This window comes from Streptomyces sp. S3(2020), assembly GCF_013044505.1.
Lineage (GTDB): Bacteria > Actinomycetota > Actinomycetes > Streptomycetales > Streptomycetaceae > Streptomyces.
Genome location: NZ_JABERD010000001.1, coordinates 1 through 25,590 on the forward strand (window position 1 = coordinate 1; position 25,590 = coordinate 25,590).

The 25,590-nt window shown below is 71.5% G+C and carries 26 protein-coding genes and 1 pseudogene; 14 read left to right on the forward strand and 13 right to left on the reverse strand.

All coding sequences use genetic code 11. The annotated features are described in order from the left end of the window. The first annotated feature begins 104 nt into the window (after window positions 1-104). The 4 genes from HLK59_RS00005 to HLK59_RS00020 all read left to right on the forward strand — a co-directional run bounded on the left by HLK59_RS00005 (window position 105) and on the right by HLK59_RS00020 (window position 4,707). On the forward strand, window positions 105-257 hold the full coding sequence (locus tag HLK59_RS00005) for a hypothetical protein (RefSeq protein WP_171139021.1): 153 nt from the start codon (window positions 105-107) through the stop codon (window positions 255-257). A gap of 222 nt (window positions 258-479) precedes the next feature. Next, window positions 480-1,451, forward strand: coding sequence for an SCO0930 family lipoprotein (locus HLK59_RS00010; protein WP_171139022.1), 972 nt, complete (start codon window positions 480-482; stop codon window positions 1,449-1,451). A gap of 302 nt (window positions 1,452-1,753) precedes the next feature. Continuing rightward, window positions 1,754-2,575, forward strand: coding sequence for an SAM-dependent methyltransferase (locus HLK59_RS00015; RefSeq protein WP_171139023.1), 822 nt, complete (start codon window positions 1,754-1,756; stop codon window positions 2,573-2,575). Continuing rightward, window positions 2,572-4,707 (forward strand): EAL domain-containing protein, encoded by a 2,136-nt coding sequence (locus HLK59_RS00020; protein ID WP_171139024.1) that lies wholly within the window; start codon window positions 2,572-2,574, stop codon window positions 4,705-4,707. The genes HLK59_RS00015 and HLK59_RS00020 overlap by 4 nt, the downstream gene beginning before the upstream one ends. 108 nt (window positions 4,708-4,815) lie before the next feature. Here the strand turns inward: HLK59_RS00020 and HLK59_RS00025 are convergent, their stop codons facing one another. Further along, window positions 4,816-5,700, reverse strand: coding sequence for a LysR substrate-binding domain-containing protein (locus tag HLK59_RS00025; protein ID WP_171139025.1), 885 nt, complete (start codon window positions 5,698-5,700; stop codon window positions 4,816-4,818). 120 nt (window positions 5,701-5,820) lie between these two features. On the opposite strand from HLK59_RS00025, the gene HLK59_RS00030 reads away from it, so the two are divergent. From HLK59_RS00030 to HLK59_RS00040, 3 genes are read left to right on the forward strand one after another with little or no spacing between them, the layout of a single operon-like run. Beyond that, on the forward strand, window positions 5,821-6,492 hold the full coding sequence (locus HLK59_RS00030) for a succinate dehydrogenase (RefSeq protein WP_171139026.1): 672 nt from the start codon (window positions 5,821-5,823) through the stop codon (window positions 6,490-6,492). Between the two features lie 2 nt (window positions 6,493-6,494). Further along, window positions 6,495-8,441: a fumarate reductase/succinate dehydrogenase flavoprotein subunit gene (locus HLK59_RS00035; protein ID WP_171139027.1), complete on the forward strand. Its 1,947-nt coding sequence runs from the start codon at window positions 6,495-6,497 to the stop codon at window positions 8,439-8,441. Further along, on the forward strand, window positions 8,438-9,187 hold the full coding sequence (locus HLK59_RS00040) for a succinate dehydrogenase/fumarate reductase iron-sulfur subunit (RefSeq protein WP_171139028.1): 750 nt from the start codon (window positions 8,438-8,440) through the stop codon (window positions 9,185-9,187). The genes HLK59_RS00035 and HLK59_RS00040 overlap by 4 nt, the downstream gene beginning before the upstream one ends. A 77-nt stretch (window positions 9,188-9,264) precedes the next feature. Here the strand turns inward: HLK59_RS00040 and HLK59_RS00045 are convergent, their stop codons facing one another. Further along, entirely contained in the window at window positions 9,265-11,250 is a 1,986-nt protein-coding gene (locus HLK59_RS00045) for a hypothetical protein (RefSeq protein WP_171139029.1), read from the reverse strand. A gap of 38 nt (window positions 11,251-11,288) precedes the next feature. Between HLK59_RS00045 and HLK59_RS00050 the strand changes: the two genes are divergently transcribed. Genes HLK59_RS00050 through HLK59_RS00070 form a run of 5 tightly spaced genes read left to right on the forward strand, consistent with a single transcriptional unit; the run spans window position 11,289 to window position 13,973 of the window. After that, complete coding sequence (locus HLK59_RS00050) at window positions 11,289-11,519, forward strand: hypothetical protein (RefSeq protein ID WP_171139030.1); 231 nt, start codon at window positions 11,289-11,291, stop codon at window positions 11,517-11,519. Window positions 11,520-11,522: 3 nt separating this feature from the next. Next, entirely contained in the window at window positions 11,523-12,290 is a 768-nt protein-coding gene (locus HLK59_RS00055) for a GNAT family N-acyltransferase (protein WP_171139031.1), read from the forward strand. Continuing rightward, window positions 12,290-13,105: a lysophospholipid acyltransferase family protein gene (locus tag HLK59_RS00060; RefSeq protein ID WP_171139032.1), complete on the forward strand. Its 816-nt coding sequence runs from the start codon at window positions 12,290-12,292 to the stop codon at window positions 13,103-13,105. Before HLK59_RS00055 ends, HLK59_RS00060 begins: the two co-directional genes overlap by 1 nt. A 7-nt stretch (window positions 13,106-13,112) precedes the next feature. After that, on the forward strand, window positions 13,113-13,514 hold the full coding sequence (locus HLK59_RS00065) for an AraC family transcriptional regulator (RefSeq protein ID WP_346779608.1): 402 nt from the start codon (window positions 13,113-13,115) through the stop codon (window positions 13,512-13,514). Window positions 13,515-13,562: 48 nt separating this feature from the next. Beyond that, entirely contained in the window at window positions 13,563-13,973 is a 411-nt protein-coding gene (locus HLK59_RS00070; RefSeq protein WP_171139033.1) for a VOC family protein, read from the forward strand. 17 nt (window positions 13,974-13,990) lie between these two features. Here the strand turns inward: HLK59_RS00070 and HLK59_RS00075 are convergent. The 5 genes and pseudogenes from HLK59_RS00075 to HLK59_RS00095 form a co-directional block, all read right to left on the reverse strand. Continuing rightward, window positions 13,991-15,136: pseudogene (locus tag HLK59_RS00075) on the reverse strand (ABC transporter); the annotation flags it as partial. Window positions 15,137-15,147: 11 nt separating this feature from the next. Continuing rightward, entirely contained in the window at window positions 15,148-16,146 is a 999-nt protein-coding gene (locus HLK59_RS00080) for an LLM class flavin-dependent oxidoreductase (protein WP_171139034.1), read from the reverse strand. A 59-nt stretch (window positions 16,147-16,205) separates the two neighbouring features. Continuing rightward, on the reverse strand, window positions 16,206-17,378 hold the full coding sequence (locus HLK59_RS00085) for a GTP-binding protein (protein ID WP_171139035.1): 1,173 nt from the start codon (window positions 17,376-17,378) through the stop codon (window positions 16,206-16,208). 6 nt (window positions 17,379-17,384) lie between these two features. After that, on the reverse strand, window positions 17,385-17,555 hold the full coding sequence (gene rpmF, locus HLK59_RS00090; protein ID WP_097271518.1) for a 50S ribosomal protein L32: 171 nt from the start codon (window positions 17,553-17,555) through the stop codon (window positions 17,385-17,387). Window positions 17,556-17,636: 81 nt separating this feature from the next. Then, window positions 17,637-18,842, reverse strand: coding sequence for a right-handed parallel beta-helix repeat-containing protein (locus tag HLK59_RS00095; RefSeq protein WP_171139036.1), 1,206 nt, complete (start codon window positions 18,840-18,842; stop codon window positions 17,637-17,639). A gap of 121 nt (window positions 18,843-18,963) precedes the next feature. Here HLK59_RS00095 and HLK59_RS00100 point away from each other — a divergent pair, with 121 nt between their 5' ends. Then, complete coding sequence (locus HLK59_RS00100) at window positions 18,964-19,455, forward strand: hypothetical protein (protein WP_171139037.1); 492 nt, start codon at window positions 18,964-18,966, stop codon at window positions 19,453-19,455. 10 nt (window positions 19,456-19,465) lie between these two features. Here HLK59_RS00100 and HLK59_RS00105 read toward each other — a convergent pair whose 3' ends face one another. From HLK59_RS00105 to egtA, 5 genes are read right to left on the reverse strand one after another with little or no spacing between them, the layout of a single operon-like run. Next, window positions 19,466-19,681: a dodecin gene (locus HLK59_RS00105; protein ID WP_046258351.1), complete on the reverse strand. Its 216-nt coding sequence runs from the start codon at window positions 19,679-19,681 to the stop codon at window positions 19,466-19,468. A 43-nt stretch (window positions 19,682-19,724) separates the two neighbouring features. After that, window positions 19,725-20,687: an L-histidine N(alpha)-methyltransferase gene (gene egtD / locus HLK59_RS00110; RefSeq protein WP_171139038.1), complete on the reverse strand. Its 963-nt coding sequence runs from the start codon at window positions 20,685-20,687 to the stop codon at window positions 19,725-19,727. After that, window positions 20,684-21,460 (reverse strand): ergothioneine biosynthesis protein EgtC, encoded by a 777-nt coding sequence (gene egtC, locus HLK59_RS00115; protein WP_171139039.1) that lies wholly within the window; start codon window positions 21,458-21,460, stop codon window positions 20,684-20,686. The genes egtD and egtC overlap by 4 nt, the downstream gene beginning before the upstream one ends. Next, the gene (gene egtB / locus HLK59_RS00120; RefSeq protein WP_171139040.1) at window positions 21,460-22,770 is read right to left on the reverse strand and encodes an ergothioneine biosynthesis protein EgtB; all 1,311 of its coding nucleotides are present in this window, start codon (window positions 22,768-22,770) and stop codon (window positions 21,460-21,462) included. The genes egtC and egtB overlap by 1 nt, the downstream gene beginning before the upstream one ends. Further along, window positions 22,767-24,056 carry an ergothioneine biosynthesis glutamate--cysteine ligase EgtA gene (gene egtA, locus HLK59_RS00125; protein WP_171139041.1) on the reverse strand — a complete coding sequence of 430 codons (1,290 nt, stop codon included), beginning with the start codon at window positions 24,054-24,056 and terminating at the stop codon, window positions 22,767-22,769. Before egtA ends, egtB begins: the two co-directional genes overlap by 4 nt. Window positions 24,057-24,333: 277 nt before the next feature. Between egtA and HLK59_RS00130 the strand changes: the two genes are divergently transcribed. Next, window positions 24,334-25,149: a TIGR02452 family protein gene (locus HLK59_RS00130; protein ID WP_171139042.1), complete on the forward strand. Its 816-nt coding sequence runs from the start codon at window positions 24,334-24,336 to the stop codon at window positions 25,147-25,149. Here HLK59_RS00130 and HLK59_RS00135 read toward each other — a convergent pair. Next, the gene (locus HLK59_RS00135; protein ID WP_171139043.1) at window positions 25,134-25,580 is read right to left on the reverse strand and encodes a type II toxin-antitoxin system PemK/MazF family toxin; all 447 of its coding nucleotides are present in this window, start codon (window positions 25,578-25,580) and stop codon (window positions 25,134-25,136) included. The genes HLK59_RS00130 and HLK59_RS00135 overlap by 16 nt on opposite strands. Window positions 25,581-25,590 lie beyond the last annotated feature (10 nt).

A 25,590-nucleotide genomic window follows, 5' to 3' on the forward strand; every position in this document is an offset into this window, starting at 1 on the left:
ACGCGTCCTGCTGTGTTGCGTGGCTTGTGTTTTTTCTCAGGCAGAAGACGGCATACGATAGCCTCCGGAGTCTCGTGGGCTCGTAGATGGGTATAGGGGCCAGGGTGAGGCCTCCGGCGACCGCGACCGCCTGGATGCCGTCCGGCCCGGTCGAGGCGGACGCGCAGGCGTCGGCCGCCGCCGTGTTCACCGGTACGCCCACGGCCAGCCATGTCAGTGTCAAGAGCAACAACACCCGTATGGTCGGGGCGTATTGAGTCGATTCGGGTCGCTGCACGACGGAGATCATGAACCCAGAACGCGCTCTCCCGCTCCCGGGTACCGATGGATTGCCCCGAACGAGTGAGCGGCCCGTGTCACAGGCTCCCAAAAGAAAAATGTGCCCCTGTTGAACACAACAGCCACTTCCGTCCGTACCCATGGCCGTGCGGCGACGCAATACGGCGTTGCAACACCGGTACGAATTTGGGGAGTTGACGATGAAGACCTCCTGGCGGAGTGCATCGCTCGTGGCGAGCGCTGCGGCGGTGCTGGCGCTGACGACGGCGTGCGGCCAGGAAGCAGCCCCATCCGCGAGCAGCCAGAACGTGGGCGCGACGGCCGCGGCCGGTGGCTACGGCAGTGCGGGCACCGGTATCGGCTCCGGCCTGGGCAACGGGGCCGCGAGCCCCTCGGCTTCCGCTTCCGCAGGGGCCCAGGCCGCTTCCGCGGGCAAGCTGGCCGTCGTCACCAACCCCGAGCTCGGCAAGGTGCTGACGGACAGCGGCGGGCTGACCCTCTACCGCTTCGACACGGACACCGCCGAACCGCCGAAGTCCAGCTGCGACGGCGACTGCGCGACGACCTGGCCGCCCGTGCCCGCGGACGACGCCACGGCCGGCGAGGGCATCGACAAGTCGCTGCTCGGCGAGGTCACCCGCTCCGACGGCAGCAAGCAGCTGACGGTCGCCGGCTGGCCCGCGTACCGCTATGTGAAGGACGTCAACGCCGGGGACGTCAACGGCCAGGGTGTGGGCGGCAAGTGGTACGCGCTGGCCGCCGACGGCAAGAAGGCCGGTGGCGGCGGCGGAGGCGGCACCGAGGCGGCCGACCTGCCCGGGCTGTCCACGCGCAACGACCCGGAGTTCGGCGAGATCGTCGTCGACAAGAACGGTATGACGGTCTACCGCTTCATCAAGGACGTGGCCTGGCCCGACCCGATCTCGAAGTGCACCGGAGCCTGCCTGGAGAAGTGGCCGGCCGTGGCGCCCGTGGAGGCGAACGACACCAAGGGCATCGAGAAGAAGGGCCTGATGAGCTTCACCCGGCCCGACGGGGTCAAGCAGCAGACCATCGACTGCTGGCCCATCTACACCTTCGCCCAGGACAAGGAGCCCGGCGACACCAACGGCCAGGGCGTCGGCGGCACGTGGTACGTCGTGGCCCCCGACGGCAAGCCGATCAAGAAGTAGGTCATCTCCCCGGGCCGACCGAGCCACCCGTCAGAACCGAACCGCGGAAGGGAGGTCCGAGGCGACAGCGGAGTCCTGGACCGCACGCACCGCGTGCGGTCCACCGGCCCGCCCCCCGCGCACCGCACGCGGGGGGCGGGCCGTTTTGCCTTGTTTCAGCGGGACTTGGGCATGGTCAACCAGGCACGTGCCGCAGGCAGTGACCGGGAACGGACGGTCAATTTCCGGTTCGGCTCGCTCCTTTGGCAGGCGATCAGTAGCCTCAGCTCGAACACCGGATCGCCTACGCCTTGGAGAGATAGATGGAGCGTCCCGCCTGGGCCCCACGGAGCATCGACATCTCGGTGCCTAGCGTCTCGCGGATCTACGACTTCTACCTGGGCGGTTCGCACAACTTCGAGGTCGACCGCGAGGCGGCCCGCAAGGCGATGGAGTTCATGCCGGGACTCCCCAAGATCATGCAGGCGAACCGGGCGTTCATGCGCCGCGCCGTGCGCTTCGCGGCGGACCGGGGCATCACCCAGTTCCTGGACGTCGGTTCGGGCATCCCCACCTTCGGCAACGTCCACGAGGTGGCCCAGTCCGCCAGCCCCGGCGCCCGGGTCGTCTACGTCGACCACGACCCGGTGGCGGTCGCCCACAGCGAGGCCGTCCTGCGGGACAACGCGGACGCGGGCGTCGTCGCCGCGGACCTCCGCAAGCCCCAGGAGATCCTCGCGAGCCCCGAAGTACGGCAACTGATCGACCTGAACCGGCCGGTGGCCCTGCTTCTCGTTGCCATACTGCACTTCGTGGAAGACGAGGACGACCCGTACGGTGCGGTGGCCGAGCTGCGTGACGCGCTCGCGCCCGGCAGTCTGCTGGTGCTCACGCATGCCTCCTACGAGGGAATCCCGCTGCCACCCGAGCGGGCCGCCGGCACGGTCGACGTGTACAAGGACATCCGCAACCCGCTGATCATGCGCTCGCGCGACGACATCGCGCGGTTCTTCGAGGGGTACGACATGGTGGAACCGGGACTGGTGCCGATGCCGAGCTGGCGGCCGGAGTCGGAGACCTGGGACCCGGAGGACGAGGATCCCTGGGCGTTCTCCGGTTTCGCCGGCGTGGGGCGTACCGCGTGATCGCCGAGCCGGACGGGCCGGAGGGCAGACTGCGCCGGTTCGCGACGATCTGGAGCCGGGCCGTCTTCCCGGTGACCACGACGTCCTCGACCCGGCCCGAGTTCGAGGAACAACTCCTGCCGCTGGCACGTCGGTTGAGCGAGGCGCTGCGGGCGAGGACCTTCGACGCGGACGAGGGCCGGGCGCTCGGCGCCGCGCTCGTCACCGTGCACTGCACCGACCCGGAGGCGCTCAGCCGGACCCTGGACTGCGTCGACGCCTACCTCGTGCTCTACTGCGGCGGCGACGGCGACCAGGAGGACCTGCGGGTGCGCGCCTCCCGGTTGCAGCACGCCATGGCCGCCGGGTTCGCCGGGGCGCTGCGCGAGCGGACCCTGGCCGAGCAGGAGGCCATCTCGGCCGCCGCGCTGAAGGCGCAGGGCGTGGTGGCGCAGGCGCTGCACGCGAGCGAGGCCCGCTTCCGCGCGGTCTTCGAGGGCGCCGCCATAGGGATCGGCATGGCCGACCTCGACGGCAACATCCTCCAGGTCAACGAGGCGCTGCTGCGGATGTTCGGCATCTCCGAGCACATGATGCGCGGCCGCAACGTCATGGAGTGGACCCACCCCGAGGACGCCCCGCAGACATGGACCCTCTACGACGAACTCGTCCGCGGCGAGCGTGAGCACTACCACCTGGAGAAGGCGTTCTCCCGCCCTGACGGAACGGTCCTGTGGACCAATCTGACGGTCTCCCTGCTCCGTGACGCGGACGGCAACCCGCAGTACCAGCTCGCGCTGATGGAGGACACCACCGAGCGCCGGCTCCTCAACCTGCGGCTGCGCTACGAGGCCACGCACGACGCCCTCACCGGCCTGCCGAACCGCACGTTCTTCTTCGAACGGCTGGAGAAGGCGCTGGGCGCCGGCGCGGGCCAGCGCTTCGGTCTGTGCTACCTCGACCTCGACGGCTTCAAGACCATCAACGACAGCCTCGGCCACGCGGCCGGCGACCGGCTGCTCGTCGAGGTCGCCGACCGGCTCCAGTCCTGCACGACCGCGCCCGGCGAGATGGTCGCCCGTCTGGGCGGTGACGAGTTCGTCGCGCTGACGACGGGGACCGACACCGAGCGCGAGGTCGACGAGCTCGCCTCGCGGATCATGCACGCGCTGCTCGCCCCGATCAGCGTCGACGGCCGTGAGCTGACCGTGCGCGGCAGCATCGGCATCGTCGAGGGCCCGGCGGGGGAGCGCAGCGCGGCGGAGGTGCTGCGCAGCGCGGACATCACGATGTACCGGGCCAAGGCCTCGGGCGGCAACCGCTTCGAGCTCGCCGACGCGGAGGCGGACGCCCGCGCGATCACCCGCCACGGTCTGACCACCGCTCTGCCGGCGGCCCTGGAGCGCGGCGAGTTCTTCATCGAGTACCAGCCGCTGGTGCACCTCGGCGACGGCAGCGTGCGGGGCGCGGAGGCGTTGGTCCGCTGGCTGCATCCCCAGCACGGCGTCCTGGGCCCGGACCGCTTCATCCCGCTCGCCGAACACACGGGCCTGATCGTCCCGTTGGGCCGCTGGGTCCTGGAGCAGTCGGTCCGCCAGGCCCGCGAATGGAGGGAACGTCACGAGGAAGCGGGCCCGCTCCGCATCAACGTCAATCTCTCGCCGTGCCAGCTCACCCACCCCGGTCTGGTGCAGGACACGGTGGACATCCTGGAGCGCGCGGGCGTGGAGCCGGACGCGCTGTGCCTGGAGGTCACCGAGTCGGCGCTGATCGGTGCGGACGACGATCTGCTGAAACCGCTGCGCCGGCTCGCCGAGATGGGCGTCGACATCGCCCTGGACGACTTCGGCACCGGCTACTCCAACCTCGCCAACCTGCGCCGTCTCCCGGTGAGCATCCTCAAACTGGACCGCTCCTTCACCCAGAGCATGCAGCAGTTCCCGGCGGACCCCGTCGACCTCAAGATCGTCGAGGGGATCGTCTCCCTCGCCCACAGTCTGGACCTCGCGGTCACGGTCGAGGGCGTGGAGACCGGGGCCCAGGCCGAACAGCTGCGGATACTGGGCTGCGACACGGCCCAGGGCTGGTACTACGCCCGCCCGGGCCCGCCGGACCGGCTGCACGAACTGGCGCTGGTGGACGCGACGGGCTGACACACGGCACGGACACGGCTGCTGGACGGGCACCGCCCCGGCCGTCCAGCAGCCGTCCCGGGCTCGGCGTCGGCCGCACGACGGTGCGCATCGGCCGGAACCCGTGACCTACCGCTCCAGCAGCATCCGCTGCAACTCCCGTGCCGCCCGGGGCGGGGCCACGTCGCTGCGGTGGGCCAGCGCGATGGTCCGGTGCAGCCCCGGCCGGGCCAGCGGGGTGACCCGTAGCCCCCGCCCCGACCGGGCCGCCACCATGCGCGGTACGACGGCCACACCCAGCCCCGCCCGCACGAAGCCCAGGACCGCGTCCATCTCGCCGCCCTCCACCGCGAAGTCCGGCTCGAAGCCCTCGGCGCGGCACGCGGCGACCGTCAGTTCGCGCAGGTCGTAGCCGTGCCGGAACATCACCAGACGCTCGCCCTCCAGGTCGGCGACGCGTACCGTGCGCCGGCCGTCGCCCGGCTTGGGCGCCTCAGGGGACGACACCACGACCAGGTCCTCCCGCAGCAGCTCCACCGTCGTCAGGGCCGGTGAGGGGGTCGGCAGCGGGAGGACGATCAGCGCGAGGTCGAGGGCGCCGCGCGCCAGTTCCCTCACGAGGTCGTGCGAGCCGCCCTCCTCGATCATCAGCCGGATGCCGGGATAGCGGTCGTGGAAGGCGCGCAGCACGTCCGGCAGCAGACCCGTGCACAGGCTCGGTGTCGCGCCGAGGCGCACCCGCCCGCTGCGCAGCTGCACCAGCTCCTGCACCTCGTGCCGGGCCGTGTCCGCGTCGGCGAGGATCCGCCGGGCCAGCGGCAGCAGGGCCTCGCCCGCGTCGGTGAGCGTGATGTTGCCCCGGGCCCGCAGGAACAGGTCCGCCCCGAGCTCCCGCTCCAGCGCCTTGATCTGCTGGGACAGGGACGGCTGCGCGACATGGACGAGGTCGGCGGCCCGGGTGAAGTGCCGGGTCTCGGCGACCGCCACGAAGTACTGGAGCTGCTGGAACTGCATCCTCGTACGATAGCCCTTGACTATCGAATCAAGCCGGACCATGTCTTGGACCGATCGGGCCCCGGGGCCCTAGCGTCTTGAGTCATGGCTCTGGCAACGCGGACGAACCGACGACCGTCCATGGCACGCACGGTGTGGGACAGCTCCGTCGGCAAGAAGACCGTCATGGCGGTCAGCGGGCTGATCATGCTGATGTACCTGGTCGTCCATATGATCGGCAACCTGAAGATCTTCTTCGGGGCGGGCGAGTTCAACCACTACGCCCACTGGCTGCGCACGGTCGGCGAGCCCTTCATGCACTACGAGTGGACGCTGTGGCTGATCCGCGTGGTGCTGGTCGTCGCGGTCGTCGCCCACGCGGTCTCCGCGTACCAGCTCAGCCGCCGCGACATCAGGGCGCGCCCGACGAAGTACGTCCACAAGAAGCGCCGCGCCAGCTACGCGACCCGGACCATGCGCTGGGGCGGGATCATTCTCGGCCTGTTCATCGTCTGGCACCTGCTGGACCTGACGACCGGCACCGTCCACTCGGGCGGCTTCCAGGAGGGCCACCCCTACCAGAACGTCGTGGACACCTTCTCCACCTGGTACGGCAACGTCATCTACATCGTCGCGATGCTCGCCCTTGGTCTGCATATCCGGCACGGCTTCTGGAGCGCCGCCCAGACCCTGGGCGCGAGCAGCCGCACCCGCGACCGCGCCCTGAAGACCACGGCGAACGTCCTCGCACTGCTGCTCACGGCCGGCTTCCTCGCCGTACCCGTGGGCGTCATGACCGGAGTGGTGAGCTGACCATGACCTACACCGAATACGTCACCGGCGAACCCGTCGTCGACACCAAGGCGCCTTCCGGGCCCGTCGCCGAACGCTGGGACACCCGCCGCTTCGAGGCCAAGCTCGTCAACCCGGCCAACCGGCGCAAGCACACCGTCATCGTCGTCGGCACCGGTCTCGCGGGCGGCTCCGCCGGGGCCACGCTTGCCGAACAGGGTTACCACGTCGTGCAGTTCTGTTATCAGGATTCCCCGAGGCGGGCGCATTCGATTGCGGCGCAGGGTGGGATCAATGCGGCGAAGAATTACCGCAATGACGGTGACTCGGTGCATCGGTTGTTCTACGACACGGTCAAGGGCGGTGACTTCCGGGCCCGTGAGTCGAATGTGCATCGCCTGGCGCAGATCTCGGTGGAGATCATCGACCAGTGTGTGGCGCAGGGTGTGCCGTTCGCGCGGGAGTACGGCGGGCTGCTCGACACCCGGTCGTTCGGTGGTGTGCAGGTGTCGCGGACGTTCTACGCCCGTGGTCAGACGGGCCAGCAGTTGCTGTTGGGTGCCTATCAGGCGCTGAGTCGGCAGATCGCCGCCGGGAACGTCGAGATGCACCCCCGCACCGAGATGCTGGATCTGATCGTGATCGACGGGAAGGCGCGCGGGATCGTCGCGCGGGATCTGGTCACGGGGAAGATCGACACCTACTTCGCGGACGCTGTCGTATTGGCTTCCGGTGGTTACGGCAATGTCTTCTATCTGTCGACGAATGCGATGAATTCCAATGCCACGGCGGTGTGGCGGGCGCACCGGCGTGGCGCGTATTTCGCCAATCCGTGTTTCACGCAGATCCATCCGACGTGCATTCCGCGCACGGGTGATCATCAGTCGAAGCTGACGCTGATGAGTGAGTCGTTGCGCAATGACGGCCGGATCTGGGTCCCGAAAGCGCAGGGCGACGACCGTCCGGCGAACAAGATTCCCGAGGGTGAGCGGGACTACTACTTGGAGCGGATCTACCCGTCGTTCGGCAATCTCGTGCCGCGTGACATCGCTTCCCGGGCCGCGAAGAACGTCTGTGACGAGGGGCGGGGGGTCGGCCCCGGCGGGCAGGGCGTCTATCTCGACTTCGCGGACGCCATCGCACGGATGGGACGCAAGGCGGTGGAGGCGAAGTACGGCAACCTCTTCGACATGTACCAGCGGATCACCGACGAGGATCCTTACGAGGTCCCGATGCGGATCTATCCGGCTGTGCATTACACGATGGGCGGTTTGTGGGTGGACTACGACCTCCAGACCACTGTGCCCGGCCTGTTCGCGGTCGGTGAGGCCAACTTCTCCGACCACGGGGCGAACCGGCTGGGCGCCTCGGCGCTGATGCAGGGCCTGGCGGACGGCTATTTCGTCCTGCCGGCCACGATCAACGACTACCTGGCCCGCAACCCCCACCAGGACACTGTCGGCGACGAACACCCGGTCGTGCAGGAGGTGCTGGCCGAGACCGAGGACCGTCTCAACCTGCTCCTGTCCGTCGACGGCGACCGCACCCCCGACTCTTTCCACCGTGAGGTCGGGGAGCTGATGTGGGAGTTCTGCGGGATGGCCCGTACGGATGCGGGTCTGCGCAAGGCGTTGGAGCGGATCCCGCAGATCCGTGAGGAGTTCTGGCGGCGTATCAAGGTGCCGGGTACGGGTGAGGAGTTCAACCAGTCGCTGGAGAAGGCCAACCGGGTCGTGGACTATCTGGAGCTGGCCGAGCTGATGTGCCTGGACGCGCTGCACCGCGCGGAGTCCTGCGGCGGCCACTTCCGTGAGGAGTCCCAGACCCCGGAGGGTGAGGCGGCCCGCCGGGACGGGGAGTTCGCCTACGCGGCCGCCTGGGAGTTCACCGCCACGGGCGAGGCCCCCACCTTGCACAGGGAAGACCTGGTCTTCGAGTACGTCCATCCCACTCAGCGGAGCTATGCATGAAGCTCACCCTGCGCGTCTGGCGGCAGAAGAACGCCGGCGCCGACGGCGCCATGTCCACCTACGAGGTGGACGGCATTTCCGCGGACATGTCGTTCCTGGAGATGCTCGACACCCTCAACGAGGACCTCATCCTGCGCGGCGAGGACCCGGTCGCCTTCGACCACGACTGCCGCGAAGGCATCTGCGGCGCCTGCTCACTCGTCATCAACGGCGACGCGCACGGCCCGGAGCGGACCACGACGTGTCAGTTGCACATGCGGTCCTTCCGGGACGGCGACACGATCGACATCGAACCCTGGCGGGCCTCGGCCTTCCCGGTGATCAAAGACCTGGTGGTGGACCGGACCGCCTTCGACCGGATCATCCAGGCCGGCGGCTACATCACCGCCCCCACCGGCGCCGCCCCCGAGGCCCATGCCACGCCGGTCCCCAAGCCGGACGCCGACTTCGCCTTCGAGCACGCCGAATGCATCGGCTGCGGCGCCTGTGTCGCAGCGTGCCCCAACGGAGCCGCGATGCTCTTCACCTCCGCCAAGGTCAACCACCTCAACGTCCTGCCGCAGGGTGCGCCCGAGCGCGAGACGCGGGTGCTGGACATGGTGGCGCAGATGGACGAAGAGGGCTTCGGAGGCTGCACGTTGACCGGCGAGTGCGCGACCGCCTGCCCCAAGGGCATCCCGCTGGTCTCCATCACCGGCATGAACAAGGAGTGGCTGCGGGCCACGCGCAAGGTGGCGAAGCGCTAGCGCCCCTCACCGACCGTTCGCCGTCCAGCGCGGACGGGCGGGACCGGGCGTGGTGCTCACCTCCGGTCCCGCCAAGTTCACACGGCCAGCGCCTCGTCGATCAGCTCGCGGAACTCCTCGTCCTGGAGGATCGCGCGGTAGTCGCCGTACGCCGAGATACGGCGGTCCTCGTCACGGAGGGCCTGAAGGGCGTCCCGTACCGTCGGGCCGATCGCACGGAAGCGGATCAGCGTCCGCAACGCCGTACGGAACAGCCCGAGGTACTCGTCCCCCGCGACGAACGCGAGAACCTGCTCCTCCAGGATCGGCCGGGCCGACCGGGGCTCCCCTGTCACCGTCCAGAGGGCGGCCGCCACCTCCACCCGGGTCAGGTCCTCGGCCTCCGTCAGAACGCGCCGCAGCTCGTCGGCGTACGGCGCGGCCCGGAGGCCGAAGTCGGCGAGCTGACCGAACGGGAAGTACGGCGGCTCGCCCGGCTTCGGCAGGGTCTGCGCGAGCGCCCGGAGCACCTCGGCCGGGTCCGCGCCGCCGATGCGCCACAGGACCCACTGCAACCACCGTTGGTTCTCCGGTGGTTCGAGGGTCATCCGCTCGCGTACGGCGGGCGCGGCGGAGACGGCGGCGGAGCCCATCGCCGTCAGCGCGTCGGCGGCGTCGTGCCAGCGGAACTCGTCCGCCACACAGGCCGTGACCTCCGGCAGGGCGGGCAGCGCGGCCGTTCCCCAGACCTTGAGCGTCATCAGAAGGTCGGCCCGCACCGAGCCGGGCAGGGCGGGGTCGGTCAGTTCCCGTCGCAGCTCCTCCCGCACCGCCGGCAGGAGGGTGCCCGCGTGGGCCCGGAGCGGGCCCAGGACGTCCACGATGTCGGGGCTGCGCGGGTCGCTGATGACATAGCTCCGGCCGCGCCGCGAGCGCCACACCGTACAGAGTCCCTGGACCAGGCCAGGCAGCGCCCGGGGGTCGTCCATCCGGGCCAGCGCCCAGCGGGCGTGCTCGCCGACCGTGCCCTCCAGGAACTCGTCCTCGCCCGGGTCGTCGAGGAGCGCGGCGAGCCGGTCGGCGTGGGCGGCGGCGCGCGGACCGAGGGCGGCGAGGAGGTGCACGGCCCGGTAGCGCAGGGCGGGGTCCGGATGGTCCAGGAGAGCGCCGGCGAGCGTGGTCACCGAGGAGGCGACCGACCGGCGACGGGCCAGCAGCCGCCAGGCGTGGTCCAGAACGGTTCGCAGGAGGTCGAGGTCGGCGGCCGGGTCCGCCGCCGCGGCCAGCCGGGTGAGGAACGCGGTCGCCTCGGCGGGCGCGTCCTCGAACAGAGCCGCCGTCCAGAAGGCGACGTCCTCGCGGGAGTAGGGGACTTCGACGTCCGGCAGATACCAGACGGCCTCCCAGCGTGACCGTACGGCGGGGTTCACGAGCGCCGCGAGCAGCTGGTCACGTTCCCGCAGCGCGATCCCGGGGTCCGTCTCCGCGGCGGCGTGCACGGCCGCCACCCGCACGACGGGATCGTCCTCCCGCAGCCCCTCGGCCAGGGCCGCACGGACCTCCGGTTCGCCGGCGAGCCGACCCAACGTGAACAGCACGGGCAGCCGTACCGACAGATCCCGTTCGGCCCGCCATCGTCTCAGCAGCTCGGCGGAACCGTTCGCGAGCGGCACCGCCGCCCTGCGTACCGCCGGGTCCTGGTCGGTGAGCAGGGCCTCGATCGCCGCGCGCTCCCGCGCCCAGGCGTCTGTCCAGCCCGGGTCCACCAGGTGCGGCGCGCAGTGCTCCGCACTCCAGGCCAGGCTGCCCAGCAGCTCCACGAGCGAGGGCCGCGCGCCCGTGCCCGGGTCGGCCGCGAGCGCGACGACGAACGGCAGCGTGGCCGTCGCCGCCGAGCCGACACCGTACGCCTCCAGCGCGAGGGCGGAGAACAGGGGCCAGCAGTCGTCCTCCGTCGAGGCGGGCCCCTTGCGCAGGAGCCGGCGCAGCACCCGGCGCACCTCCTTGACCGGTACGCCGGGATCCACCGACGTCAGCCGTTCCCACGGCAACGCGTCCAGCGCCTCTTCCGACAGGTCCTCCACGCGCGTGCGCCTCCGTTCCCCGTTGATCGGCTCCGGAGGTGAGACGGTCCTGGCAGGCCGCCGGTTGCCCCGTCGGCCATCTGTCCGACACCGGCCCGTCGACGGAGTCCGGCACTCCCGACACCCGGCCCGAGCCGTTCAACCTCCGCACATCAGCACTCCCGGAACCGGTCACGTACACGCCAATCGACGTAGGCACAACAGTGGTGCGGGCCGGATCCACCGGCCCACCGGGTGCCGTCCCCGAACCGGCCCGTGACCTGGAGTGAGCCATGACCGCCGTATCCGCTCTGGACTCCCCGCCCCTCTCCGCCGCTCCCACCCGCTACACCGTCACCCTCGCCCGCGACGAGTCCGATGTACGCGCCGCCCAGCGGCTGCGCCACGACGTGTTCGCCGGGGAGATGGGCGCCCTGCTGTCGTCCCCGCAGCCGGGCCACGACATCGACCCCTTCGACGCCTACTGCGACCACCTGCTCGTCACCGACACCCTCACCGGCCAGGTCGTCGGCACCTATCGGCTGCTGCCGCCGGAGCGGGCCGCGGTGGCCGGACGGCTGTACTCGGAGAGCGAGTTCGACCTGTCCCGCATCGACGCCCTGCGTCCCGGTCTCGTCGAGGTGGGCCGTTCCTGTGTGCACCCCGCCCACCGGGACGGCGCCGTCATCGGGCTCATCTGGGCCGGCATCGCCCGCTACATGGTCGAGCGCGGCCACGAATGGCTGGCCGGCTGCTGCTCGATCCCGCTCGCGGACGGCGGCGCGCTCGCGTCGGCGACCTGGGAGCGGGTGCGGGACAAGCACCTGGCGCCGCAGGAGTACCGCGTACGACCGTTGCTGCCCTGGGTCCCGGGACAGCCCGCGGCCGGCCGCGGTGAGCTGCCCGCCCTGCTGCGCGGCTACCTGCGCCTCGGCGCCTGGGTCTGCGGGGAGCCCGCCCACGACCCGGACTTCGGGGTCGCCGACCTGTATGTGCTGCTGTCCATGCGCCGGGTCAACCCGCGCTATCTGCGGCACTTCCTCTCCCTCGTACCGGCCTGATGAGCGTCTGGCTGCCCAGCGCGCCCTGCACCCCCGGGGCGTGCGTGGAGCCGGCGGGGTCCGGCACGGCGCTGCCGCGCGCCGTGCTGCGGCTGGCGGCGGTCATGGTCCTGGTGCTCGCCGGGGTCGTACTGTCGCCGCTCGGCGGGCTGATCCCCGCCGGTCCGGTGAGGCGGTGGTGCCGGTGGATCGTACGGGCCGCAGGGGTCCGGGTCCGTATCACCGGCGCCGCCGCGCCCACCGGCGGAGTGCTCCTGGTCGCCAACCACATCTCCTGGCTGGACATCCCGCTGCTCGCCGCCGTGCGCCCGGCCCGGATGGTCGCCAAGACCGAGATCCGGCAGTGGCCGGTGGCCGGCCCGCTGGTCGGGCAGGCGGCCGTCTTCATCGACCGGGACCGGCTGCGCGCCCTCCCGGACACGGTCGCCCGTATCGCGCGGGCCCTGCGTGCCGGGCAGGCGGTCGCGGTCTTCCCCGAGGGCAGCACCTGGTGCGGCCGCGCCCAGGGCACCTTCCGCCGGGCCGTCTTCCAGGCCGCCCTGGACGCCGGGGTCCCCGTCCAGCCGGTACGTCTGCGGTACCGGCTCGACGGCGGTACGGCCAGCACGGCGCCCGCCTTCGTCGGGGAGGACACCCTGCTCGCCTCGGTGTGGCGGGTGGTGTCGGCGCGCGGGCTGGTGGCCGAGGTGGAGGTACGGGACGCCATCGCGCCCGGCAGCCACGCCGACCGCCGCTCGCTCGCGCTGGCCGCGCAGCCCGCGGCCGCACCCCAACCCGGCTGGATCCACTCGACGCCGGCCGCCCGGATGATGTGATGGCGGAGTGAGCCGCGCCGCCGAAGAGAGCAACCGCCGTATGCTGCGGGCCCGGGACGCCATGGACCGCGCCTACGCGCAGCCGCTGGACGTCCCGGCCCTGGCCCGGATCGCCCATGTGTCCCCGGCGCACTTCACCCGCACCTTCCGCGCCACGTTCGGCGAGACCCCGCACCGCTATCTCCAGCGGCGTCGCGTCGAGCGGGCGATGTTCCTGCTGCGGGAGACCGATCGCAGCGTGACCGACATCTGCTTCGCGGTCGGCTTCGGCAGCCCGGGGACCTTCAGCCGCACCTTCAGTGGCATCGTCGGCCGCTCCCCGAGGACGTACCGCGGACAGGCCTCGGCGATCGCCGTACCGACGTGCTTCACGAAGGCGTGGACCCGGCCCAGGGACCCGGCCGACTGAGCAGTTCTGGATAAGTTTTCGCCCGGTCCGCTCGGTAGCGTGAGGCACATGTTCACCGCCATCACACACTCACAGATCTACGTCCTCGACCAGGACGAGGCCCTCGACTTCTACGTCGGCAAGCTCGGCCTGGAGGTCCACACCGACGCCGACCTCGGCTTCATGCGCTGGCTCACCGTCAACGTCCCCGGCCACCCGGACCGGCAGCTCCTGCTGGAGCGGCCGGGGCAGCCGGCGCTGTCCGAGGAGACGGCGGCGCAGGTCCGTGACCTGCTCACCAAGGGCGCCATGGGCGGCCACCTCATCTTCAGCACCGACGACTGCCGCAAGACGTGCGAGACCCTGCGCGGCCGCGGCGTCGAGATCACCGACGAACCCACCGAGCGTCCGTACGGCATCGACTGCGGTGTGCGCGACCCCTTCGGCAACAGCATCCGCTTCACCCAGCCGAAGGAGTAGCCGCTGCCGCCCGGCCGGATCGCCGCGGCCAGATGCGGCGCCGTGGCGCTGCCCGCCGCCCGGGCCACCTCCGTCGGCGGGCCCGCCGCCACGATCCGGCCGCCCTCGTCGCCGCCGCCCGGGCCCAGATCGATCACCCAGTCGGCGCCCGCGACGACGGACATGTCGTGCTCGACGACGATGACGGTGTGCCCGGCGTCGACGAGTTCGTGGAGCCGGCACATCAGGACCTCGACGTCGGCCGGGTGCAGGCCGGTGGTCGGCTCGTCCAGGAGGTAGAGGGTGTGGCCGCGGCGCCCGCGCTGCAACTCACCTGCCAGCTTGATGCGTTGGGCCTCGCCGCCGGAGAGCTCGGTGGCGGGCCGGCCCAGCCGCAGACAGCCGAGGCCGACGTCGAGGAGGGTGGCGAGGCTGCGGGTGACGGGCGGGGTGTCGGCGAAGAACTCCGCCGCGGACGCCACCGTCAGGTCCAGCACCTGGGCGATGTTCCGGCCCCGGTACGTCACTTCGAGCGTCCCGGGGTTGTAGCGGGCCCCGCCGCAGTCCGGGCAGGGCGCGTAGGTGCTCGGCAGGAACAGCAGCTCGACGCTGACGAACCCCTCGCCCTGTCAGGTCTCGCAGCGCCCGCCGGCCACGTTGAAGGAGAACCGGCCGACGCCGAAGCCGCGCGCGCGTGCCTGGTCCGTGGCCGCGAACTCCTTGCGTACGACGTCGAAGAGGCCGGTGCAGGTGGCCAGGTTGGAGCGCGGGGTGCGTCCGATCGGCCGCTGGTCGACCGAGACGAGCCGTCCCACGCCCGCCGACTCCTCGGTGATCTCCCCGACGAGCGTGGACTTCCCGGACCCGGAGACCCCCGTCACCGCCGTGAAGGCACCCAGCGGGAACTCCGCCGTCACCCCGCGCAGGTTGTGCGGCAGCCCCGTGATCTCACCGACCTTGGGCGCACCCACCTGATGGATCAGCCGGCGTGCGTAGGGCGCGACGGACTCGAAGTACCGGCGCTGGGCCTCGGCGTAGGTCGTCCCGAACGCCAGCGATGACTTCCCGGACCCCGACACCCCTGTGAACACGGCCAGCACATCCCGTGGGATGTCGACGTCCACGCCCTTGAGGTTGTGCTCGCGAGCGCCGCGGACGCGGACACAAGGGTCATGGGGGTGCATGGACAAGAGCTCTAACCGGAGGTGATCGAGGCCAGCCTCCGGTAGGAGTCCAGCAGGCCCTCGCGGTCGTACGTGCTGGTCGTGACCAGGAGTTCCTGCGCTCCCGTCTCCTTCAGGACCGTCTCCAGCTCGTGGGCGACCTGGTCCTCGGTCCCCGCGATGTGGCCGGTGAGGCCGGACTCGTAGAAGCCGCGTTCCTTGTCGGTCATCCGGAGGGACTCCACGCGCTCGGCGGGCGGCAGGGGCGGGAAGGTGCCGTGGGTGCGGGAGTGGGCCATGGACCAGGCCTCCGGGATCAGGAGGCGGCGGGCGTCCTCGGGGGTGGCGGCGACCGCGATCGTGCCGGAGATCACGACGTAGGGTTCCGGCGCCCAGGGAGAGGGGCGGAAGTGGGTGCGGTAGTGGTCGATGCCGCGCCGCATCCGGTCGCGGCCGCGGAGGTCGCCGATGACCATGGGCAGGCCGGCGCGGGCGGCGATCGCGGCGCCCTCGCCCATCGCGAGGACGAACGGTGGCACCGTCAGCCCCTCCGCGGGGCGGGCGTGCACCCCGGTCGGGGAGGTGCCGCGGAACCAGCCGAGCAGTTCGTCGAGCTGGCCTTCGAAGTCGTCGGCGTCGTCCTTGCCGCGGCCCAGCGCCTTGCGTACGCCGTCGGTGAAGCCGACCGAGCGGCCCAGCCCCATGTCGATGCGGCCGGGGAAGAGGGACTCCAGGACGCCGAACTGCTCGGCCACGACCAGTGGCCGGTGGTTGGGCAGCATCACGCCGCCCGTCCCGACCCGGATCGTCCGCGTCGCCCCGGCCACGGCGGCGGCGAGCACGGTCGGTGCGGAACCGGCGACGCCGGGTACCCCGTGGTGCTCCGAGACCCAGAACCGGTGGTAGCCGAGCCCCTCCAGCTCCTGCGCGAACCGCACGGTGTCACGCAGCGCCTCGGCGTCCGAGCGGCCCTCACGGGTGCGGGAACGGTCGAGGACGGAGAAGCGGGTGGCGGCGATCAGGGAGGTCACAGGGTGTTCAACGCCGAGGGCGCCGTGACATTCCCGGCGCCGACCGGTGTCGCCCGGTGTCAGGGGGCGGACACGGCGTGCTCGTGCTCGCAGGTGTCGTCGATGCCGTAGGTGTCCCACGCCGGGAAGGGGTCGGCGTCGGTGTCGGGGACGCTCTCTCCCGGGGCCATGAGGCAGGCGGCCAGGGAGGTGTGCAGCCGCGCGGTCTCCAGCCGCGTGCCGATGAGGACCAGCTCCTGTGCGTACGGCGCCTCGTCGTCGTGGGCCGCCGATGGCTCGAAGCGGGCCACCGAGCCGGCCTGGGACCACAGACCGGTGACGTGCGGGCGGGTGGACAGGGTGAAGAAGCCTTTGGAGCGGAGGACGCGGCCGTACGCCCCGCTGTCCAAATCCTGTGTCACGAACGTCCACAACCGGGCGGGGTGGAAGGGGAGTTCGGAGCGGAAGACCATGGAGGAGACGCCGTACTCCTCGGTCTCGGGGATGTGCTCGCCGTTGAGTTCCCGGACCCAGCCCGGCGCCTGTTGGGCGCGCTCCAGGTCGAACAGGCCGGTGCCCAGGACCTGTCGGAGCGCCACGCGCGCGTGGCGTGCGTCGACGATCCGGGCGACGGGGTTGAGGCGGCGCAGTGCCGCCCGCAGCCGGGCCGCGGCGTCCGTGTCCACCAGGTCGAGCTTGTTGAGGACGATGACGTCCGCGAACTCGATCTGGTCGACCAGCAGATCGCTGACCGTGCGCTCGTCGTCCTCGAAGGGGGCCAGTCCCCGCTCGGCCAGTTCGTCGCCGCTGTCCAGCTCGGGCAGGAAGTTGGCCGCGTCCACGACCGTGACCATGGTGTCCAGACGGGCGACGTCCCCGAGCGTGGCCCCGTCGTCGCGGGCGAACGCGAAGGTGGCCGCCACCGGCATCGGCTCGGAGATGCCGGACGACTCGATGAGGAGGTGGTCGAAGCGGCCCTCCCGGGCGAGGCGGTCCACCTCCTCCAGCAGGTCGTCGCGGAGGGTGCAGCAGATACAGCCGTTGGTCATCTCGACCAGGCGTTCCTCGGTCCGCGACAGCGCGGCCTCGCCGCCCCGCACCAGCGCGGCGTCGATGTTGACCTCGCTCATGTCATTGACGATCACGGCGACCCGCAGGCCCTCGCGGTTGGCCAGCACATGGTTGAGCAGTGTGGTCTTGCCCGCCCCGAGGAACCCGGACAGGACGGTGACCGGCAGACGGTCGTACGGCATCGGGGCTCAGCCCTCGGGGCGCAGCAGGCCGCGCTCGTAGGCCTTCACGAGGTTCTGCGGTACGAGGTGCCGCACCCCGTCGATCGTGACGGGCACCAGCGACGGCGTGGCCGCCTTCCACTGCGCGCGGCGGTGGCGGGTGTTGCTGCGGGACATCTTCCGCTTGGGGACAGCCATGACAGGGACCTCCTCGGTGGGGCAGCGAGCACCGAGGACGCTACATGAAAATGGATCCCATTAACAATTGGGGTCGCTTCGTCAAAACCGGGCCCCCACACCCGCCCCGTTGCGCGGCACCAGGAACGACGGCGCCGCCGGCAGCGAGCCGTCCGTGGCGCGCGCCCCCGTGAGCGGTGCCGGGTCCGTGCTCAGGACCGACGACGCGTTCCAAGTTCCGCCCAGATTCCATGAGTTGCCGCCGGACACCGTCCCCGGACCGACGGCCGCCGCGCGGGTGTCCGCGACCGAGAGGTTCGCGGTGAGCGTGGCCTTCCCGCCCGTGACGTCCGCGTCGAAGCCGGTGCCGGCGTTGGCCCACGTCGAGTCGCGGGTCAGGGTGAGCGTGCCCGGGTTGCCGTTGTCCGTGAAGCCGTGGGCCGCGTTCTTGAAGGCGGCGCTGTTGCGCACGGAGTGGCCCACCGCGGGTGCCGGGCTGCCGCCGCCGAGCTTGAAGCCGTTGCCGTCACCCGCGAAGTCGGGGAAGTTCCAGCGGTTGAAGCCGTTGCCGTACGCGACCGTGTTCTCGATCGTGATCGGCGAGGTGAACTTCCAGGCGTCGAAGCCGTCGTCGACGTTGTTCCACAACCGCGCCCCACGCACCACGTTGCCCGTGCCGCTGCCCTCCTTGATCGCCAGCCCGTCGGCGCTCTCGCCGTTCTTGCGGGGGTCGCGGTTGGCGTAACTGTCGAGGTTCAGGATCTGGTTGTCGCTGGAGGCGCCCTGGAGCTGGAAACCCGACTCGTAGTTGTCGTGGGTCCTCAGCCGGGCGAAGACGTTGCTGTTGCAGCCGTCGCAGTAGACCCCGTAGGGGCCGTTGACGATCTCCAGATCCGAGATCCGCCAGTACGAGGCCTCCTGGTGGATCGCCCCGCGCTCGGCCCGCGCGATGCTGCCGCCGACCGGTGTGTGGCTCGCGGGCAGCCGCTCCCCGTCGACGACGACCCGCTCGCCCTGGTAGGCGCCCAGGGAGATGGGCCGGTCCGCCGTGCCCGAGGTGGTGATCGTGAGGTTGTCGGTGAGGGCGTACGTGCCCCCGCGCACGGCGATCGAGTCGCCGGGCACCGCCAGATCCACCGCCTTCTGAAGGGTCCGCAGCGGCTGCGCGAGCGTGCCGGCGGCCGCATCGCTCCCGTCCGTGGCCACCACCAGCGTCCTCGGCGCCCCCGACGCCTCACCCGCCAGGACCAGTACCGATGCCGCCGCCGCGCCCGCTACCACCGCCGACCAGATCGCCGTGTTCCTCATGGGGTCTCCCGCCTCCGCCCGCCTGCCATGTCGCGGGGGAGTCGGTGCCGGGCGCGAGAAGGTTGCCGGGTTCCAGGTCGTGTCCGCGAAGTCCCTGTGGACACGACCTAGGGTGGAGCGCGTGACCGACAGCAGCAGAGCGCCCCTCGCCGTGTTCGACCTGGACAACACCCTCGCGGACACGGCCCACCGCCAGCGCTTCCTGGAGGACAAGCCCCGCGACTGGGACGGGTTCTTCGCCGCCGCGCCCCAGGACCCGCCGATCCCGCAGGGCGTCGCCCTGGTCCTGGAGAGCGCCGAGGAGTGCGAGGTCGTCTATCTCACCGGCCGGCCCGAGCGCTGCCGGCAGGACACGCTGGACTGGCTCGCCGCGCAGGGACTGCCCGAGGGGCGCGTCCACATGCGGCGTGACAACGACCGCAGGCCCGCCCGGCGCACCAAGCTGGAGACCCTCCGCCGGCTCGCCCGCACCCGCGAGATCCGGGTGCTGGTGGACGACGACGAACTGGTCTGCGAGGACGCCGAACGGGCCGGGTTCACCGTCGTACGGGCGCGCTGGACCGCCCCCTCCGCCGCGCTGAGGACCGCGCAGGAGCGGGAGGGGCGGACCTGAGCCGCTGTCGCTAGTCCGACTCGTCCAGGCGGAAGCCCACCTTCAGGCCCACCTGCCAGTGCGCGACCTGTCCGTCCTCGATCTGGCCCCGCACCTGGGTCACCTCGAACCAGTCGAGGTTGCGCAGGGTCTGCGAGGCACGGCCGATGCCGTTGCGGATGGCCTGGTCTACGCCGTCGGGCGAGGTGCCGACGATCTCGGTCACCCGATAGGTGTGATTCGTCATGGCTCCACCGTGCCCCAGGTGGCGGCGGAGCGCGAGCCGTCCGTCACCGCACCGTGCTCAGCGACAGCGCGAACCGGCCTTCGGCGTCCGTCCACCAGTGGGCCAGATCCAGCCCCGCGGCGGACAGTTCGGCACGCACGCCCTCCTTGCGGAACTTCGCCGAGATCTCGGTGTGCAGCTCCTCGCCGGCCGCGAAGTCGATGGCGAGGTCCAGCGCGGGGATCTTCACGGTCTGTGCGGTACGGGAGCGCAGCCGCATCTCGATCCACTCGTTCTCGGCGTCCCAGAGCGCCACATGGTCGAAGGTGCCGGGATCGAAGTCGGCGTCCAGTTCGCGGTCGACGACCGTCAGGACGTTCTTGTTGAAGGCGGCCGTCACCCCGGCCGCGTCGTCGTACGCCCTGACCAGCACGTTCTCGTCCTTGACGAGGTCGGTGCCGAGCAGCAGGGCGTCGCCGGGGGAGAGCAGGGCACGGACCGACGCGAAGAACTCCGCCCGCTCGGCCGGCAGGAGATTGCCGATCGTGCCGCCGAGGAACGCCAGCAGCCGGGGGCCCGGTGTCTCGGGCAGGGTGAGCTCGGCCGTGAAGTCGGCGATCAGGGCGTGCACGTTCAGCCCCGGCCGCTCCGCGATCAGCGCGTGCCCGGCCTGCGTGAGGGCGCTCTCGCTGACGTCGACGGGCACGTACGTGTGCAGGCCGGTCAGCGCGTCGATGACGTACCGCGTCTTCTCCGAGGAGCCCGAGCCCAGCTCGACGAGGGTGCGGGCACCGGAGGCCGCCGCGATCTCGGCGGCGCGCGCGACGAGGATCTCCCGCTCGGCGCGGGTGGGGTAGTACTCGGGCAACTCCGTGATCTGATCGAAGAGTTCGCTGCCGTGGGCGTCGTAGAACCACTTCGGCGGCAGGGTCTTGGGGGTGCTGGTCAGCCCGTTCAGGACGTCGGCGCGCAGTGCGGCCTCGGTGGCGTCCTCGGGCAGGGTGCGGGTGAGAAGGAACGGGCTCACGTGCGGGGCTCCTTCAGTGGTTCCACGGACGGTTCCTTGAGCGGCGTGAGCAGCACGTCCGTGCGGCTGGCCGCGAGCAGTGTGCGGTCGGGGACCTCCTGCCAGTGCGGATCGTCGTCGTAGGGCTCGGAGGCGACGACCGTGCCGCGCGGGCACGTCAGATACCAGAGGGTGTCGCCCCAGGTGGTCGCGGTGATGCTCTCGCCGTTGCTGAGGAGGAGGTTGAGGCGGGAGCCGGGGGCCGCCTCGGCGACCTCCAGGACCGTGGCGGCCAGCGCCTGGCCCTCGTCGTCGCCGGCGCGCAGCCGGGCCAGGACTAGTGCCCAGACGAACGCCGAGTCGTTGCGGGCCTCCATGTCCAGCAGGTCCGCGGCGGGAAGGGTCTCCGTCAGGGGAGACAGGGAGCGTGGCCAGCCCTTGACGGCGCCGTTGTGGCTGAACAGCCACGGCCCGCTCGCGAACGGCGCCGCCGCGGCCTCGGCGTCCGCGCCCGCCAGGGTGGCGTCCCGGACCGCCGCGAGCAGCGCCGAGGCGCGTACGACCCGGGCCAGGTCCGCGAAGGACCGGTCCGCCCAGATGGGCCCGGCCCGGCGGTAGCGGGCCGGCACCGGGTCGCCCTCGGCATACCAGCCGACCCCGAAACCATCGGCGTTGACGGTGCCGTGGCGCTGGTGCCGGGGCGCCCAGGACTGGCGGTACAGGCTGTGCGAGGGCTCCGTGAGGAGCCGCCCGAGCGGCTCCGCACGGCCCAGATATGCCAGGTGACGGCACATCAGACGCCCTCCGCGGAACGGGCGGTGCGGAATCCGGAGAAGATCTGCCGCCGGATCGGATAGTCCCAGTTGCGGAACGTGCCCCGGCAGGCCACCGCGTCGACGGCGAACGAACCGCCGCGCAGCACCTTGTACTCGGGGCCGAAGAACACCTCCGAGTACTCCTTGTACGGGAACGCCTCGAAGCCCGGGTACGGCTGGAAGTCGCTCGCCGTCCACTCCCACACATCGCCGATCAACTGCCGTACTCCGAGCGGGGATTCACCGTCGGGGTAGCTGCCCGCCGGGGCCGGGCGCAGATGCCGCTGGCCGAGGTTGGCGTGCTCGGGCGCCGGGTCGGCGTCACCCCACGGGTAGCGCGTCGAGCGGTCCGTGGTGGGGTCGTGGCGGGCGGCCTTCTCCCACTCGGCCTCCGTGGGCAGCCGCCGCCCCGCCCAGCGGGCGTACGCGTCGGCCTCGTACCAACTCACGTGCACCACGGGCTCGTCGGGCGGCACGAGCTCCGTGACGCCGAAGCGGCGGCGCAGCCACTGGTCGCCGTCGCGCCGCCAGAACAGCGGGGCGTCGATACCGTGCCGGCGGATGTGGTCCCAGCCGGCCGGCGTCCACCATCGGTCGAGCCAGTAGCCGCCGTCCTCGATGAACTCCTGGTACGCCTCGTTGGTGACCGGAGCCGTGTCGATCCAGAACGGCGCCACCTCCCGCCGGTGCGCCGGGCGTTCGTTGTCCAGCGCCCACGGCTCGTCGGAGGTGCCCATCATGAACGGGCCGCCGGGGACCAGGACTTCGGCCGGACCCGTGAACAGGGGCGCGGGCTCCGGGTCGGGGGCGGTCAGGGCCTGCGGGCCCGTACGGAGCTGATGGGTGATCAGCATCGTCTCGTCGTGCTGCTGTTCGTGCTGCGCGATCATCCCGAAGGCGAAGCCCGCCTCCGTGAGCCGCGTCCCGTGGAAGGCGGTGGACTCCAGCAGGTCCAGGACCCGGCCGCGCACCTCCGCCGCGTACCGCCGGGCCTCGCCGGGCGGGAGCAGCGGCAGCTTCGGCCGTTCCGCGCGCGAGTGCTCGAAGGCGTCGTAGAGGCCGTCGATCTCGGGGCGCATCGCCTCGCGCCCGGCGACACCCCGCAGCAGCCAGAGCTCCTCCTGGTTGCCGATGTGCGCGAGGTCCCACACCAACGGGGACATCAGCGGCGAGTGCTGGGCGGTGAGGTCGGGGTCCTCGACACAGCTCGTCAGCAGCGTGGTGCGGTCGCGCGCCGTGGTGAGGGTGAGCAGCGCCCGGACGCGGAGCGTCTCGGCGTCGTCGGTCATGAGCGGAGGTCCTTCCCGTGCAACCGGTCCAGCAGATCGTCGGCGGGGCAGCGGCCCCGCAGGACGTACCGCTCCAGGTACGCCGTGACGGCGCCCGTGACCCCGGCGGTGGCGCCGAGCCGGGGCAGGGCGTCGAGGGCGGCCCTGAAGCACTGGACGGCGACTTCGTGGAGTTCCGGGTCGGCGAGGCCGGTGCGGGCGGCGTCGAGCCACAGCGGGTTGTGCGGGGCGGGCAGCCCCAGTGCCCGCTCGGCCAGCGGCTTCACCGCGCGGTAGGCGGTCTCGGCGGCCTCGGGGTCGTCGAAGAGCGCCGTCGTCACGGCGAGCGGCACGATCCAGCCGTCGTCGCCGGGCTGGGCGTCGATCATGCGCAGCTCGATGTGGCCGCGCGGTCTGATCGGCGGGAACAGCGTGGTGAGGTGGTAGTCGAGGTCCTCGCGGGTCGGCGGCCTCGGCGTCGCGGAGCGGGTCCAGTCGCGGAAGGTCATGTCGTCCGGGACGTCCCAGGCGCGGCCGTCCTGGCGGATGCACATCACCGGGGCGTCGAGCACGTGCCGCGCCCATGCCTCGCGCGGGTCACCGTCCAGCGGGGGAGCGCCCGCGCGGCCCGCGCCGATCTCCATCCACAGCAGCTGCCGGGTGGAGACCCAGCCGGTGGGTTCACGGCCGACGAGCGGGGAGTTGGCGAACGCGGCGACCAGGACCGCGCCCAGCTGATGGGCCAGCCACCAGCGGCGCCCGTGCCCGAGCGGGCCGGGCTCCTCGTAGCCGGCGTCCAGGCACACCTGCACGGAGGCGGAGGTGCACATCATGGCGCGGCCGGCCGGGCCGGTGCGGTCGAGGCACGCCTCCATGGCGTCGTAGCGGGGTTCGTGCAGATACCGGCGGGGTGAGTGCCAGGGATCGTGGCCGACGCCGACGAGGCCGAGATCGTGTCCGGCGAGCGCCGCGCGTACGGCGTCGAGGTCGGCGGAGACGGTGCCGATGCACTCCATCAGGGAGGCGGCGGGCGGCGAGCTCAGCTCCAGCTGGCCGCCGGGCTCGACGGTGAGCGCCGAGCCGAGGGGCACGGTCCGCAGTGCGGCGTAGGCCGCTTCGAGCCGTTCGGGTGTGACGGGGAGCTGCGGTGCGCGCAGCTCGTGGACGAGCCATTCCACCTCGACCCCGACGGTGCGGGGCGGTCCGGTCTTGAAGCAGATACCCCGGACCAGGGCCTCCACCTCGGCGGCGGACAGAGCGGTGCGGGGCTCCGTACAGTCGCTACAGTCGGTAACCGAATCGGACATGTCGGGATCCTCCTGAGATTCCACCATGTCGCCGGCCCGGATGATGTTGGCCGGACCGGCATAACTCGTCCCACCCAAAACCCTCGCGGCGTTTCGCACAAGAGTGCATATCGTCGTAATCGGGGCCGACGATCTCCGTTTTCCGGGCGTTCGCTGGGTGTTCCGGAGGCCGGGAAACTCTGTTGCACCGTATGACCAGCATCGCCCACGATGCCTGCATGAGCACGACGGGGGAGCGCGCACGGCGCGCGTTCGCGGCGCCCACGGGGGTGGCGCCATGAGCGCGCGCCTGCGTGGCATCGCACAGCAGACGGAGCAGATCGTCGAGGCGGGGTTCTACCGCGCCCCCGACGGACGCGAGGTGTCCATCACGGCGCAGGCCGAGGCCGCACGGGCCGGTACGCGGATGTACGGGCCGGAGCCCGTACCGGTACCGGAGATGCCGCCAGCCGACACGTTCGTCGAGGTCACCGGCGAGAGCAGCCTGGAGGCCGCGCGCCGTCTCGGCGGGGTCCCGGCCGTCCTGAACTTCGCCTCGGCCCGCAACCCCGGCGGCGGCTACCTCAACGGCGCCCAGGCCCAGGAAGAGGCCCTGTGCCGAGCCTCCGCGCTGTACGTGTGCGTGCGGGAGGCCAGGGACTTCTACGACCATCACCGCGCCCACCGTGACGCGTTCTACACGGACCGTGTCATCCACTCACCGGCCGTGCCCGTGTTCCGGGACGACCGCGGCCGGCTGCTGGACGAGCCGTACCTCGCGGGCTTCCTGACCGCGGCCGCGCCGAACGCGGGCGTCGTACGGCGTACGGTGCCGCAGCGCACGGCCGAGCTGCCGCACGCCCTGGCGGTGCGCGCCGAGCGGGTGCTGGAGGTGGCGGCGGCCGAGGGGTACCGGCGGCTGGTGCTGGGCGCGTGGGGCTGCGGGGTGTTCCAGAACGATCCCGTGCAGGTGGCGGGGGCGTTCCGCACGCTGCTCGGGCCGGGCGGGCGGTTCGCGGGTGCCTTCGAGCACGTGGTGTTCGGGGTCCTGGACCGCACGCCGGGCCTCGTCGTGCTGCGCGCCTTCGAGAAGGTGTTTCAGGTCCAGCCGTAGCGCTCGTGGAGCCGCTGCCTGACCAGGTTGAACCGCATCCGGTCCAGCGCACAGGCCTCCCGGCGCATGCCGTCCTCGTGCAGCCGCAGGATGCGGTCGACGTCCACCCAGGAGTCCCGTCCGGTGCGGTCCCAGGGGCCGCTGCCGATCGCCACCCACTCCCGGTCCCCGTCATGGCGCTTGCTGGACAGCTGTACGGCGAGCAGGGTCCCGGCGGCCTCCCGCGCGACCACCAGCACCGGCCGGTCCTTGCCGCGTCCGTCGTTCTCCTCATAGGGCACCCAGGTCCACACGATCTCGCCCGGGTCGGGGTCGCCGTCGTGCGCGGGCGAGTACTCGGTGCGCACCCGGCCCACCTCGCGGGGTGCGGCCTCGGTGGTGGCGGTGGGGCCGGAGCGGCCGGGGACGTTCTCATCGGTAAACGCAGTCACGGGGGCACCC

Bases quoted from the DNA above. Each gene is read 5' to 3' on its own strand.
- HLK59_RS00040 (WP_171139028.1), top strand. From the start codon at position 8,438: ATGAAGCTCACCCTGCGCGTCTGGCGGCAGAAGAACGCCGGCGCCGAC.
- HLK59_RS00025 (WP_171139025.1), bottom strand. From the start codon at position 5,700: ATGCAGTTCCAGCAGCTCCAGTACTTCGTGGCGGTCGCCGAGACCCGG.
- HLK59_RS00105 (WP_046258351.1), bottom strand. From the start codon at position 19,681: ATGACGAATCACACCTATCGGGTGACCGAGATCGTCGGCACCTCGCCC.
- HLK59_RS00030 (WP_171139026.1), top strand. From the start codon at position 5,821: ATGGCACGCACGGTGTGGGACAGCTCCGTCGGCAAGAAGACCGTCATG.
- HLK59_RS00095 (WP_171139036.1), bottom strand. From the start codon at position 18,842: ATGAGGAACACGGCGATCTGGTCGGCGGTGGTAGCGGGCGCGGCGGCG.
- HLK59_RS00130 (WP_171139042.1), top strand. From the start codon at position 24,334: ATGAGCGCGCGCCTGCGTGGCATCGCACAGCAGACGGAGCAGATCGTC.
- egtA (WP_171139041.1), bottom strand. From the start codon at position 24,056: ATGTCCGATTCGGTTACCGACTGTAGCGACTGTACGGAGCCCCGCACC.
- rpmF (WP_097271518.1), bottom strand. From the start codon at position 17,555: ATGGCTGTCCCCAAGCGGAAGATGTCCCGCAGCAACACCCGCCACCGC.
- HLK59_RS00010 (WP_171139022.1), top strand. From the start codon at position 480: ATGAAGACCTCCTGGCGGAGTGCATCGCTCGTGGCGAGCGCTGCGGCG.
- HLK59_RS00015 (WP_171139023.1), top strand. From the start codon at position 1,754: ATGGAGCGTCCCGCCTGGGCCCCACGGAGCATCGACATCTCGGTGCCT.
- HLK59_RS00055 (WP_171139031.1), top strand. From the start codon at position 11,523: ATGACCGCCGTATCCGCTCTGGACTCCCCGCCCCTCTCCGCCGCTCCC.
- HLK59_RS00035 (WP_171139027.1), top strand. From the start codon at position 6,495: ATGACCTACACCGAATACGTCACCGGCGAACCCGTCGTCGACACCAAG.
- HLK59_RS00085 (WP_171139035.1), bottom strand. From the start codon at position 17,378: ATGCCGTACGACCGTCTGCCGGTCACCGTCCTGTCCGGGTTCCTCGGG.
- HLK59_RS00060 (WP_171139032.1), top strand. From the start codon at position 12,290: ATGAGCGTCTGGCTGCCCAGCGCGCCCTGCACCCCCGGGGCGTGCGTG.
- egtC (WP_171139039.1), bottom strand. From the start codon at position 21,460: ATGTGCCGTCACCTGGCATATCTGGGCCGTGCGGAGCCGCTCGGGCGG.
- egtB (WP_171139040.1), bottom strand. From the start codon at position 22,770: ATGACCGACGACGCCGAGACGCTCCGCGTCCGGGCGCTGCTCACCCTC.
- HLK59_RS00070 (WP_171139033.1), top strand. From the start codon at position 13,563: ATGTTCACCGCCATCACACACTCACAGATCTACGTCCTCGACCAGGAC.